Genomic DNA, 13,179 nt, shown 5'->3' on the forward strand with positions numbered 1-13,179 from the left:
CATTTGAATTTTGATGTAAAAAAGCGATAGCTAAATTGTGCAATGATTTGCTACATTTTGTCAGTACAGAATATGATAAAACTACATGATATTGATGATAAGTGCTTGTTGGTCATTTATTTATAATGATTAACCTGTACTACAGTTTGGTAAAAATATTGAATGAAATATGTTCATATTGATCGTACTAGCATGTAATAATTGCCATATCCAAGGAAGTACCAAAATTTTATGAAACTTCAAATGATAGCGTGTGCAGTTGCAATCGCGACTGGTGGTTTATTTTTTTCTCATACAATGAATGAGGCATTTGCGGCAACGGAAGCTCCTGTTGTTTCAACCGTGATCAAGCCATCACAAGAACAAGCATTGGTCGCACGTCAGTTGGCAACATTAGTTGATCGTCAGCATTATCTGAATATGCGTTTAGATGCTGCGACATCAAATCGTATTTTAGATATGTATTTGGACAGCTTAGATCCAGATCATTCATTATTTCTGAGCAGTGAAATTTCAGAATATAAAAATAAATATGGTTCAAATTTTGGTAGCTCATTAAAAGCAGGAAACCTAACTGGACCTTTTGCGATTCATGCCCAATATCGTGAACGCTTGAAACAATTCTACGAATTTATGTTGGCTGAATTGAAGAAGCCACAAGATTTACAGCAAAAGGGTGTTTACCTTGATATTGATCGCGAAAAAGCGCCTTATTTTCAGACGTCTGCCGAGCAACAAGCACATTGGCAGAGAATGTTGGTGTCTCAGCTAATTAATTTAACGATTAGCAAAGAAGAAGAGCAAGCGAAGCAAAAGGCTTTGAAAGCTGATCCATCGCTTGCAAATGGTCAGGATTTAACTGGTCCAGAAGATTTAACACCAGTACAAACGCTGACAAAACGTTATACGCGCCAGCTTGAACGTATTGGTCGTGTAAAGAGCGATGATGTTTTAGATAAAACATTAAATGCAATGTTGGCAACTTACGATCCACATAGTAATTATTACCCTCCTATTGATGCGATGGAGTTAAATCGCCAGACCACATTGCAACTTGAAGGCATTGGGGTATCTATTCGCCCAGAACGAGGCAATGAAGATTACACCAAGATTGAAACCATTGTTGAAGGTGGGCCAGCGAGTAAATCTGGTCAAATCAAATCAGGAGATCGAATCATTGGCGTTGCCCAAGACGGCGAAAAAATGATTGATGTCATTGGTTGGTCGAGTTCAGAAATTGTTGGATTGATTCGTGGTAAGCGTGGAACTAAAGTAACGGTTCGCTTACTCGGTGCGGGTGCTTCCATGAGCCAAGCACGTAATGTGAGTTTAGTCCGAGATGTGATTCAGGAAGAGGATGCGGGTGTTCGCTCACGTACAGTTGAAATTACACGTGATGGGAAAAAACATCTTTTCGGTGTGATTGAAATTCCATCTTTCTATTTTGATTATCGTTCACGTCGAGCTGGTACAGAATATCGTTCAGTTTCAGAAGATACAGCAAAAGCATTTGAATCGCTCAAAGCACAGAAAGTAGAAGGTGTTCTGGTTGATTTACGTAATGACCCAGGTGGTTCATTAGAAGAAGTTGCTCGTATGCTGGGTCAGGTGATTAAATCTGGTCCAGTTGTACAAATTCGGGATGGCAATGGCAATGTGAATGTCTTTGAAGACACTGATGGCGGAGAGCAAATTTATGCTGGGCCAATGGCAGTGCTTGTTAACTTAGCCTCTGCATCTGCGAGTGAGATTTATTCTGCGGCAATCCAAGATTATGAGCGCGGTATTATTATAGGTAGTACCACGACAGGAAAAGGCACCGCTCAGGTTCAGTTAGACTCCTTAGCACATGGTCAGGCAACGTTAACTCAACGCAAATTCTATCGTGTCACGGGTGGAAGTACGCAGAACAAAGGCGTGATTCCTGATATCAAACTTGTTGATATTTACAATGAAGAGTTTGGTGAGCGTAAAGCTAAAAATGCATTGAAATGGGATACCATTCCAACAGCTCCTTTCAAGCGCGAAGGTTCTGTGCAACCGTATATTGCTAAGCTTACCCAATCTTCTGAACAGCGGGTGAAAGCTGATTCACAATTTAATTATTTAGAAGCTCGAAAACTGATCGCACAAAAAAGTTCTGATCAGAAGAAAGTTGAGTTAGATATTGCTCAACGTCGAGCTGAGCTAATTGATTTAGAAAAGCAAACACTCAATGCTGAAAATCAGCGTCGTATAGCGACAGGTCAGGCACCTTACGCCAACTGGGAAAGCTATCAGGCTTCGATTGATGCATTAATTGAGTCACGTGCCAAAATGAAAGCTTATGCACGACCAGCATTGCCTGAAGAAGAAACCTTTATTACAGAAGCTGCAAATGTTTTGATTGACTACGCAAAGTTACAAAGCCATTAAACTACAGTTATAGCAATATAAAAAAGCCCTTAAATTGAGGGCTTTTTTATTGATTAGATTTTTAGTTATTCACACGAATCCAGATTTGACTACGACCCAATACTGATACGCCAACATAACCTCGTAAATGTAACCTTTGTCCATTGTTACTTAACTTTGCTGCGAGACTATACATACGACCAGTGTTTGGATCTAAAATTTTTCCATCTGCATAAGACAAATCCTTTTTATACTTCAGGTTAGTAATTACATTTAAGCCTAAGATGGGTTTGTTCGTGTAAGGAGCAGGGCAACCCGTACAGAATTCTTTTGGTGTATAACCTGTTCGCGGGGTAATTTTAATAACTTTACCAATATAAGTTCCATCAGCTTCTTTGATAATTTCAACCTGTCCTTTAGGCGCTCCTGTTACATCGTCAACGCTTTGCCAAGTACCTACGATATCTTGTGCAAAAGTCAGATGGCTAAGACTAAATAAGAAGAAAAACGTAATGAGTTTTGTGTACATGTCTAAGCTACTCAGCCACTATTATTGTCTCTCTATTATTTCGGATTTTTAATCCTAGATTCAATTATTCTTTTACAATTGTGTATTTTTTTAATAATTGAAATTTCAAGGAATTTTTTTAAAGTTTAATAAAAAAACACCCTTAATTCTGAAAGAAATAAAGGTGTTTTTATAGTGCTAAACCGTGATCAATTTGATCCAATATAGATGGTCGGCGTGATTATGTCGTTTTAAAATTTATTCATCGCGAAGCCAAATTTGATTACGACCTAATGCAGATACGCCAACATAGCCTCGCAAATGTAAGCGTTTGCCATTAGAACTTAATTTTGCTTTCATACTATAAACTTTGCCAGAATTTGGATCTAGAATACGACCATTAACATAGTTCAGCCCCTCACCTTGTTTTAGGCCTGTCATCACGTCTAAGCCTAAAATAGGTTTATTGGTATATGGTGCTGGGCAGTCTACACACGTTTCTTTTGGTGTGTAACCCGCACGTGGAGTAATCTTTACAATCTTACCCGCATAAGTACCGTTCGCTTCTTTACGAATTTCGACTAAAGCTTTTGGTGCACCAGTTTTGTCATCGATACTTTGCCACATACCTGTAATATCTTCTGCAAAGCTTAGACTACTCATTACAGATAAAATCAACGCACCGAATAATTGTTTTCCCATCATTAAAAATCCTTTTAACGTTTGAACTCCCATTATGTAGGATTTTTGACAACTAGTTCAATATAAATTGACATCTCTGTGACAAATTAAGAAAGAGACAAAATAAAAGTGGGTAGCCATATAGCAGTAAACACACCATTCACAGCCATACCAAAAGCGGCATAACGACCTGTAACAGGACCTCGCTGCCATGCTTGTGCTGTACCAATTGCATGAGCTGCCAAACCTAAAGCTAAGCCTGAAGCCCGTTCATCATGGATATGTTTTAAAATCCACGGAGAAAATGCGGCGCCAATGACTCCAGATAAAATCACAATCAGTGATACCATCATCAGAGGAGCGTGTAATAGTGTGGCAATATTCAGAGCAATTGGCGTCGTTACAGCTCGGGTTGCAAAAGCCATAATTGTTGGTTCTGACATGTGTAATAAATATGCAAGCCCCATCGGCAATGCAACTGCACTGATACTTGCAAAACACAAAATGCCAATCATCGATTTAATTGGTAAATCATCATAACGCATTGCAGCCAGTGGAATTGCCAAAGCGACAGTCACATAACCAAGCAAATGATTAAAGACACCATTCACATTATTCATGTACTGTTCATAAGGAATACCCAAAATTGCGAGTAGTCCGATCACAATAAACATCGCAAAAACAATTAATGGAATCTGTGGAATTTTTTTGTTTAAAGGTTTTGCGATGAGATAACTGATTAAGGTAATCACGAATCCATATATAACCATCAACATATTCATGAACTCCTATAACCAGCGTTTCGCCATTTTGGCGTAAATCCACAATGGCAATAAAGTACTCAAGGTTAAGACAAATAAAAAGATTGGAATTTCTTTGCCTAAATGTACCAACATGATCAAAGAGCCAGCACAGATTGGCAAAAAGGCAAAAGCACTTTCTTTCATGATTTTGTTGTTGGTATCGATAAGACGATTGGAGATTTTTCTAAATCTTCTCCAAATTAATAAAGTTGCAAGTAAGCTGATCAGTCCGACGAGATTACCTAATTCTGGGTGATGAAAGACCGTGGTAATAGCAACAGCACCTTCACGAAATACAATAATTAATAGAATCGTGCAAAACCAGGCTGTCCAATCAATTTCTTTCATCTTTTTTCTAACTCTCACTTATAAACGATTATTACATTGATGCTTACTTTTCAAATTCTTCCAAAGGCCTGTGAAATAAAGCTGCTTGGTTTCCAAGAATTTCATCTAATGGTAGATGTGCTTGTTTGATTAGTTGATGCAATTTTTGTGGAGCAATACAAACTGATAAATGCAAATCACCTTGCTCATCATATTGTTCAGTTTGAATGACATTGAGTGTATAAAGTTGTGTGCGTAGTTTACCGTAAGCAGGTTTGAGAACTAAGTCGAAATGTTGTAACTGTCCCATGAGGCATTGTTGAACAGCTTGGCTTAATAAATCTAATCCCTGCCCAGAATGCGCAGAAACATAAACGCGATCAGGTAAATCTGCTGCCTTATAAATAATTTTTGCCGTATCACCGCTGAGATCAATTTTATTGTAAACATGAAGAATCGGTGCATCGGCTCCAATTTCTTTCAGCACAGATTCCACTGCTTCGATTTGTTCAGGCATGTTAGGGCTACTGCTGTCAATTACATGCAAAAGTAAGGTCGCTTCTAGTGTTTCTTCTAAGGTCGCTTTGAAAGATTCAACCAAATCATGCTGTAAATTTCTTACAAATCCAACTGTATCTGCGAGTACGACAGTACCAATACCATCCCATTCTAGACGACGTAAGGTTGGATCGAGTGTTGCAAAAAGTTGGTCTGCTGCATAGACATCACTTTGGGCTAAAATATTAAACAGTGTCGATTTACCTGCATTGGTATAACCAACCAAAGAAATCGTTGGAATTGCTGCTTTTTGGCGTGCGGCACGACCTTGTAATCGCGTCTGTTGAACTTTGACCAATTTGTCTTTCAGTTGGGTAATACGTACTTTGATGAGTCGGCGATCAGTTTCAAGTTGTGATTCACCAGGACCACGTAGACCAATCCCACCTTTTTGTTGTTCTAAATTACCTGTGAAGCCTCGAATTAAGCGCGTTGATAAATGCTTAAGTTGGGCAAGTTCAACTTGTAATTTTCCTTCGTGTGTACGCGCTCGTAATGCGAAGATATCTAAAATAAGCCCTGTACGATCAATTACACGACATTTTAAGATTCTTTCTAAATTACGTTCTTGAGCTGGTGAAAGAGAGTGATCAAAGATAACTAATTCAGCTTCTAGCTGCTGAACTAATTCTGCGATTTCATCAACTTTACCTGAGCCAATAAAAAATTTAGGGTCTGGTTTATTTCTTTGTACAGAAATATGTTCAAGAATTTCAGCACCAGCGGATTGAGCGAGCAATCGAAACTCTTCAGCATCAAGGTCATCGAGTAACTGCACAGAAACACTGACTAAAATTGCTCGTTCACCACTTTGTTGCCGCTCAAAAAATTCCACGCTATTATCATATCCTGAGTATTGAAGCCTTATTCTAGAATAAACTTCAAGCAAAGGGCAAAGGCTTCATGGATTTATATGACATGATGATGAAGAAGTTTGATAAAACCAACGAGTGTGCCGATATATAAAATTGACCAGCCCAAAAACATTCTTAAAGCATAGCCATAAGGAATATTTACTTGATTATGAGATGTTGTGTGTTGAGGATTCATCATATGACCTCTTAATTTATTAATTCGATTTATTTATGATATTTAATTTAAAAAACCTTTTAAAATTGAAAATAATTATATTCACATTCGTTTTTTCTCATGGTGGTAACTTTTATAAAGAGATACGGGCATGATATAAGTGAGCTAGTTCAATGTAATGTGCATACATGCGTACGGTTTTAATGATTTATGACTCAAGAAGCAACAGCAGCAAATAACACACCATTAAATTTCATCTCTAAATTGAGCTTGTATAGTAAAAAATTAGCCTCAGGTCTAGAAACAATTGGTGAAGGTTTTTATCTCATTTATCGACACGGTTTATACAAAGATCCGAATAATCCAACGAATACGCGTTATGTTCAGTATTTTTGCCGCCGTTTATGCGAAGTTTTTAATATCGAAGTGCAGATTCATGGCACTATTCCACGAGAACCAGCGCTTTGGGTGAGTAATCATATTTCTTGGTTAGATGTTGCTGTACTTGGCTCTGGAGCACGTATTTTCTTCTTAGCAAAAGCAGAAGTCGAAAAATGGCCTATTTTGGGTAATCTCGCAAAAGGCGGTGGAACCTTATTTATTAAGCGTGGTTCTGGTGACTCAGTTCGAATAAAAGAACAAATTACAGAGTTTTTAAAACAAGATATTCCAGTTTTGTTCTTTCCAGAAGCCACAACCACAGATGGTCGTCAGGTCAAAAAAGTACATGGGCGTTTATTGGGTGCTGCGATTGACGCGCAACGTCCAGTTCAAATTTGTGTGATTTGCTATGTCAATCAGAAAGGTGAATTAGATCTAGTCGCACCATTTATTGGTGAAATGTCTTTTGCAGAACATGTGCAACGTGTTTTAGAAATGCCAAAAGTTACAGCACATTTATTGACCCTACCTGCAATTCCTGTAACAGGTCATACGGTAGATAGCTTAACTAAAGAAGTTGATCGTCAAATGCGAGCAGGGCTGCTTGAGTTACAAAGCAAAGTTTTAAATACTCAGCCATAACAATACTCGCTTTAAATTACATAAAGCCTTCAATCGGCAGCCATGAAATAATTTTCAGTCCTGCCTTTTGCCACCATTTCATTCGAGGTTCTTTGGTGTAGTTGACAGGACCTTGTGGTGTTTCACGTCGCCATGTAATTTTTTTATTGGCATCTAACACTAATTTATAGGCATATTTACTTAGATTTTGATCCATAGTCGCATGAACAGCTTGCGCTAAAGATGGGCTATCTAAAAGCACGCCAATTTCAGTGTTCAGATAAGCAGAGCGTGGATCAAAATTGAATGAACCAATAAAAACTTGCTTTTCATCTAGCGCCATCAGTTTGGCATGTAAACTGGAACGGCTTAGTCCTTTGATATTTACTTTTGCTTTCTTCGCGAGTTCTTCGGTATGTTTATCGAGATCATTTTTATTTAATGCGGGGAGAAACTCATATAGCTGTACACCATGCTCCAGTAAATCCTGACGATATTTCCCATAAAATGCATGAACAACAGCGACATCATTTGCCTCAAATGAGTTCGTGAGCACTCGTACCTCGATTCCATCTTTTGCAAGATCGTTGAGAATTTTAGCCCCCTTTTTTTCAGGGACAAAGTAAGCTGAGATGAGGTCAATATTTTTTTCAGGTTGTTCTAAACGATTAATCAATTGGAAATTAAGGTGTTCTTGTTTTTTGGCTTTTGATTTAATTTTGTCAGGAGAGTCTTTTACAACTTCAGCTTTTACCCAGTTTAAAGGAATATCCCGACTGATAATTGAATCAATTGCCTGTGAGTTGCCAGTCAAATCAAGATAATTCTGTACCGTTGCTCTATTATAATGCTCATCAAGTTGCTGTTTTAGGCTCTCATAGCTCAAGCGATGAGCATTTTGATTGACAATTTCCCTTACATCGTAAGCGTAACTATGATTCCAGTATTCGTCAAAAGATTGTGAAATGTCATTGACCGCTTTGCCAACCAACATCACATCGACATCAGAAAACTGATAGTTATCACTCACGTTGTAGTATTGATTCGTCATATTACGTCCACCAATCAAGGCAACTTGTTGGTCTGCAATAAAACTTTTGTTATGCATTCTGCGGTTGATACGTTTTAAATCTAAAACCATATCAAGCGCACGGTATTTGCGAAAACGATAGGGATTGAATAATTTAACTGCAATATTTGGATGCTGTGCCAGAGCTAAGAAGATTCCTTCAGTTTTCTTTGCATTGTTATCATCAATAAGTAATCGAACTTTGACACCACGATCTGCTGCGCGAATCAGCGCATGCAAAGCAAGAGCACCTACTTTGTCATTGTCCCAAATATAATATTGCAAATCTAAGGTTTTCTCGGCCTTATCAATTAAACGTAGTCGTGCTGCTAACGCTTCTAGGGGTTCAAATAAAACGTGATAACCCGTCAATCCAGGATTTTGTTGTTCTAAAGGCTGAATGATCTGAGCCAAAGTTGTCTGATTTATTTCTAATTGTTGAATGTTAGATTGTTGTATTGGCTCTATTTTATGTTTAGGTAGTGTGCTGCATCCTGTGATTGTGATCGCAATACTGCAATAAATCGCAAGCATACTTTTATTGTAAGTAGTTGTACTTATTTTTGTATGTTTACGATTTAGATGAGAAAATTGCGTCATAATCTTTACTGATTAAAAGTTGGACTTGAGTATAGCATTTCATCAAAAATTATAAATATGAGATGCGATGTATGCCCTAATGTCAGATTAATGAGAGTGGTAATGTCGAATTCGGACACAGTTATATTAATTTTCTATATTATTTTTATTGTTCTAGCCTTGTGGGCATTCGCTCAGGCATGGACTCATCAAGCAAGAACTGAAACGATTCATCCTTTTAAAGCTTTTGTACATCTAGCTACATTTTATCTTTCTTATTTGTTAGTTCCTCTCTGGTTTTTTAGCTTGTATGCAGGTTGGTCTGAGTTTTACAGTTTACATGAAAGTATTTTTGTTTTCCTTTTAACGAGCATATTGATTTATGCACGATTTATTGAACCACATATGGTTCATGTTAAACATCATCAATACCGTTTAAATCCGGATCGTGATTTTATTCAACCAGTTAAAGTGGCCTTGATTGCAGATATGCATGTGGGATTGTTTTCTGGTCATGAACGTCAATTAAAAAGCATTGTTAAAAAGTTAAATGAAGCTAAACCAGATATTGTAGTGGTTGCAGGTGATTGGACTTATGAACCTGAGAATCGCTTAATTCAGGAACTCTCAGTACTAAAACAAATTCATGCCCCTGTATATTCTGTCCCCGGTAACCATGATGAGCAGTATCCTGGTCCACCTATACAGACATTATTAAAAGATGCATTAGAGCAGAATAATGTGATTGATATAGAAGGGCAGATTATCGATTTTGATGAGTTTCGCTTAATTGGAATTGGTGATTTATGGGCGGGTAAAGCAAATATGCGATTTATGCCAGACTTACCACAAGATAAACCATGGCTCATTTTATCTCATAACCCTGATACAGTAGATATGGTGCCAGCATTACCTACACGACCATTAATGCTGGCTGGTCATACACATGGAGGGCAAATAGAACTTCCTTGGATTACAACGTATATTATGAAAAAAGTGTCTATTTTAGGACACAAAAAAGGTTTTTATACACATGAACATGCTGATGTATTTGTAACAGTTGGAACTGGAATGGTTGGCGTTCCATTTCGCTTTCGAGTTCCACCGACGATTGATATTATTGAACTCATATAAATTAAAAAAGCCAACTTTAAATAGTTGGCTTTTTTAAAAAATTACAACCTAAGGAATAATAATAATCGTAACTCGGCGGTTATTCGCGCGGTTCTCGTCAGACGTATTTGGTACGAAAGGTTGGCTTGCACCACGACCAATCACAGTGACATTATTGGGTTTGAAACCCTGATGAATGAAAATCGAAGAAACGCTTTGAGCACGTTCTTCAGACAATTTCTGGTTATATTCAGGATTACCAATATCATCAGTGTGACCCACAACTTTTAATTTTTGCAGATCATACTTGTTCAATTGATTGGCAAGACGAACGATTTCTCTTTGATTTTCAGGTTTAATATCTGCTTTATTAAAGTCGAAAAGTAAACGTTCAGGCAGACCAAGACTCCAACCTTCTTCTGTTAAAACGAAACCTTCTTTTTTTAGCATTTTGACTTGACGGTATTTCAAAGGACCAAAACTTAAACAGCCAGCCAATATTAGGCAAAGTAATGCTACAAAGGAGATCTTGAAAGTGTGAGTGCGCATAACATGTCCTAAATTTCTGGTTTATAAAGAAACCAATGTGGATTTAAATTTTTAGCTTTATACATTGCTTGATCTGCTTGCATGACTAAATCATCTGGATTGTCTGCAAACTGTGAAAAAGCAATCCCTAAACTAAAGCTAAAATGGATAAGTTGACCGTTAAAATCCAAAGGCTCATCACAACTTGCTAGTAAACCTTCAGCGATTGTTTGTAAATGATCAGAATGATGGATGGTATGCAAAATGATTGCGAATTCATCACCACCCAAACGGGCAATAAAGTCTTCTTGTCTGACAGACTGCATTAATCGATTTGCCATTTCTCTTAATACCGCATCCCCAGCAAGATGACCATAATGATCATTAATTGCTTTAAACTTATTATTATCTATGAAAATTAGTGCTGAATTGTGACGAAATTGCTTATTTTTAAAAATATTGAGCAATTCTTCATAAAAATAGTGTCGATTAGGTAAACCTGTGAGCTGATCATGGTGAGCTTGAAATGAAAGTTGGAGATTTTCTTTCTGTAAATGAGTATGCCAAACTTGTATTTCTTCTAAGAGCTCATTAAATACCGTATTCAGATTTTGAAACTCTTTAATATGGTTATTGGGGAAGCGTAAGTTGTAAGCTTTCTGATCACTCACTAATTGAGCAATATGGGTTAATGGTTTGATCGCTTGCATGATTTGGCGATAGGTAAGATTAACCGACCATAACAGTGCAATCACAATAAAAAACATTGATATGGCTAGGCCAATAATGATGGTTTTTAAGAAATGTAAAATATTTTCTGAGCTGCCATATAAAACTAATTCGCCGACTTGTTTCTTATGATGAATAACCGTCAGTTTGATTGGATCATGTAGAAACCATTTATCTAATACGCTTTGTAAAAATGATGTGTGGTCGATTTGCTTGTTACTTTCTGCTAATAATTTATGCTCTGGAACATAAACATGAATACTACGAATCGCATGTTCTGTTGTGTAGTCCGCTAAAATTTGATCAATTGCTCCTTTGTCCTTGAAGACAACAGCGGGCTGGATTCGTTCAAGTAGCGTTTGACTTAATAGTTGTAAATTTTGTTTGGCGTGCGTTTCCATTGTGAATATGGAAATTGTTGCAAAAGTACAAGAGCAAATTAAAAAAGTAATTGCAAAAATCGTAAATTGAGATTTACGGAATAAAGCATGTAGCGAAGTAGATTGATATAAATTCGAAATCACTTTAATTACTCCGTATTCCTCGCCAAGATTAAGACTCGGGGGTCGATATGAACTTTGGAGTAACTCAAAGCATCTAGATTTATTTTAAATCTAGAAGAAGTCTTTTTGTTGTATAAACAGAAAATACTGCCAATTTCACATGCTGGATTATTAATGCTTAATGACAGTAATGAACGCGATGGATAAGCTTGAATCAAGTTTTGTTGTTGTTGCGGTGTTGTTGTTGAGAAATACACAACATGACATTCTGTTTTTTGAAAATCTTTTGAATTAACAGCTCGTACCTGATAATCATACCCAAGTTGTTTAATATTGGATTGAAATTGCCTCGAAGCCTCAGCATTATCTATTACACAAATAATTGGGTGAGATGTATTCGACCACTTGCTATAACTCAATATGGTTAATGCTAATTCATAAAAATTATGATTTGAAATGGCGTAACAAATCTGACTCGTAGCGATCAAGGCTAAAAGCAACAGTAATTGTACTTTTTTACTAATAAACCGTATTTTCAATCAAAAATGCCAAAAAATTTGAAGCAAGAGATACATTCTACTTAACTTAATTGTTTAAAAAAAGTTCTTATCGATAAAGAAAATAGACAAAAAGCAACTGAGTTGGTTTAAAAAACGTCCACTTAAATAAAAAGATTAGGAAAGGGGGTTGTGTTGGGAGAGGAATGGTGTAGAATGCACATCCATTGGCGGTGATGCAGATAAAAACTTGTTGAGAAACAAGGATTTGGCTAGATTGGTTAGGTTCTTGGATTGATTGGTGGGTTTTAAAAATATCGAAATTACCTGTTGACTTTAAAGAAATTTAGAGTAATATAGCCGACCTAGCTTGATGATGACGAATCATCGAGAAGATCATTAAGAGAATAGAAGAACAACTTGTGTGGATTTTTACTGGTTGATCGATCGAAAATATTTCATTGATTGAATGGTAGAAATTTCTCGAAGTTTATTTGAGCGAATTTTTAGTCAGAAAATTGATGAGCCAGATTTAGTACTTTTAGTAAAGTACAAATGATTTTAACTGAAGAGTTTGATCATGGCTCAGATTGAACGCTGGCGGCAGGCTTAACACATGCAAGTCGAGCGGAGATGAGGTGCTTGCACCTTATCTTAGCGGCGGACGGGTGAGTAATGCTTAGGAATCTGCCATTTAGTGGGGGACAACATTCCGAAAGGAATGCTAATACCGCATACGTCCTACGGGAGAAAGCAGGGGATCTTCGGACCTTGCGCTAAATGATGAGCCTAAGTCGGATTAGCTAGTTGGTGGGGTAAAGGCCTACCAAGGCGACGATCTGTAGCGGGTCTGAGAGGA

At 37.3% G+C, this 13,179-nt stretch carries 12 protein-coding genes and 1 rRNA gene; 4 read left to right on the forward strand and 9 right to left on the reverse strand.

What is annotated here, in order from left to right:
• Positions 1-231 precede the first annotated feature (231 nt).
• Positions 232-2,415 carry a carboxy terminal-processing peptidase gene (locus NO346_RS04610; protein WP_256414419.1) on the forward strand — a complete coding sequence of 728 codons (2,184 nt, stop codon included), beginning with the start codon at positions 232-234 and terminating at the stop codon, positions 2,413-2,415.
• A gap of 61 nt (positions 2,416-2,476) precedes the next feature.
• Here NO346_RS04610 and NO346_RS04615 read toward each other — a convergent pair whose 3' ends face one another.
• The 5 genes from NO346_RS04615 to hflX form a co-directional block, all read right to left on the reverse strand.
• The gene (locus tag NO346_RS04615; RefSeq protein WP_256414420.1) at positions 2,477-2,923 is read right to left on the reverse strand and encodes a DUF2147 domain-containing protein; all 447 of its coding nucleotides are present in this window, start codon (positions 2,921-2,923) and stop codon (positions 2,477-2,479) included.
• Between the two features lie 237 nt (positions 2,924-3,160).
• On the reverse strand, positions 3,161-3,604 hold the full coding sequence (locus NO346_RS04620) for a DUF2147 domain-containing protein (RefSeq protein ID WP_162620852.1): 444 nt from the start codon (positions 3,602-3,604) through the stop codon (positions 3,161-3,163).
• Positions 3,605-3,690: 86 nt separating this feature from the next.
• Complete coding sequence (locus tag NO346_RS04625) at positions 3,691-4,359, reverse strand: LrgB family protein (protein ID WP_005156147.1); 669 nt, start codon at positions 4,357-4,359, stop codon at positions 3,691-3,693.
• A 12-nt stretch (positions 4,360-4,371) separates the two neighbouring features.
• A complete protein-coding gene (locus NO346_RS04630) occupies positions 4,372-4,734 on the reverse strand; it encodes a hypothetical protein (protein WP_004660470.1) in 363 nt (120 codons plus the stop codon).
• Positions 4,735-4,777: 43 nt separating this feature from the next.
• A complete protein-coding gene (hflX, locus tag NO346_RS04635; RefSeq protein ID WP_208727996.1) occupies positions 4,778-6,106 on the reverse strand; it encodes a ribosome rescue GTPase HflX in 1,329 nt (442 codons plus the stop codon).
• Between the two features lie 404 nt (positions 6,107-6,510).
• On the opposite strand from hflX, the gene NO346_RS04640 reads away from it, so the two are divergent.
• Positions 6,511-7,323, forward strand: coding sequence for a 1-acyl-sn-glycerol-3-phosphate acyltransferase (locus NO346_RS04640; RefSeq protein WP_256414421.1), 813 nt, complete (start codon positions 6,511-6,513; stop codon positions 7,321-7,323).
• A 16-nt stretch (positions 7,324-7,339) separates the two neighbouring features.
• Here the strand turns inward: NO346_RS04640 and NO346_RS04645 are convergent, their stop codons facing one another.
• Positions 7,340-8,905: a phosphatidylserine/phosphatidylglycerophosphate/cardiolipin synthase family protein gene (locus NO346_RS04645; RefSeq protein ID WP_371924506.1), complete on the reverse strand. Its 1,566-nt coding sequence runs from the start codon at positions 8,903-8,905 to the stop codon at positions 7,340-7,342.
• A gap of 168 nt (positions 8,906-9,073) precedes the next feature.
• Between NO346_RS04645 and NO346_RS04650 the strand changes: the two genes are divergently transcribed.
• On the forward strand, positions 9,074-10,084 hold the full coding sequence (locus tag NO346_RS04650) for a metallophosphoesterase (protein WP_087548091.1): 1,011 nt from the start codon (positions 9,074-9,076) through the stop codon (positions 10,082-10,084).
• A 48-nt stretch (positions 10,085-10,132) separates the two neighbouring features.
• On the opposite strand, the gene NO346_RS04655 is transcribed toward NO346_RS04650, so the two are convergent.
• From NO346_RS04655 to NO346_RS04665, 3 genes are read right to left on the reverse strand one after another with little or no spacing between them, the layout of a single operon-like run.
• Positions 10,133-10,612, reverse strand: a complete 480-nt coding sequence (locus tag NO346_RS04655; RefSeq protein ID WP_005156135.1) for an OmpA family protein — start codon at positions 10,610-10,612, stop codon at positions 10,133-10,135.
• An 8-nt stretch (positions 10,613-10,620) separates the two neighbouring features.
• Positions 10,621-11,844 carry a diguanylate cyclase domain-containing protein gene (locus NO346_RS04660; RefSeq protein WP_256414423.1) on the reverse strand — a complete coding sequence of 408 codons (1,224 nt, stop codon included), beginning with the start codon at positions 11,842-11,844 and terminating at the stop codon, positions 10,621-10,623.
• Between the two features lie 5 nt (positions 11,845-11,849).
• On the reverse strand, positions 11,850-12,323 hold the full coding sequence (locus tag NO346_RS04665) for a YfiR family protein (protein ID WP_256414425.1): 474 nt from the start codon (positions 12,321-12,323) through the stop codon (positions 11,850-11,852).
• 559 nt (positions 12,324-12,882) lie between these two features.
• On the opposite strand from NO346_RS04665, the gene NO346_RS04670 reads away from it, so the two are divergent.
• A 16S ribosomal RNA gene (locus tag NO346_RS04670) occupies positions 12,883-13,179 on the forward strand; the annotation flags it as partial.

The sequence above is a fragment of the Acinetobacter sp. 5862 genome, assembly GCF_024494585.1.
In the GTDB taxonomy this organism is placed as follows: domain Bacteria; phylum Pseudomonadota; class Gammaproteobacteria; order Pseudomonadales; family Moraxellaceae; genus Acinetobacter.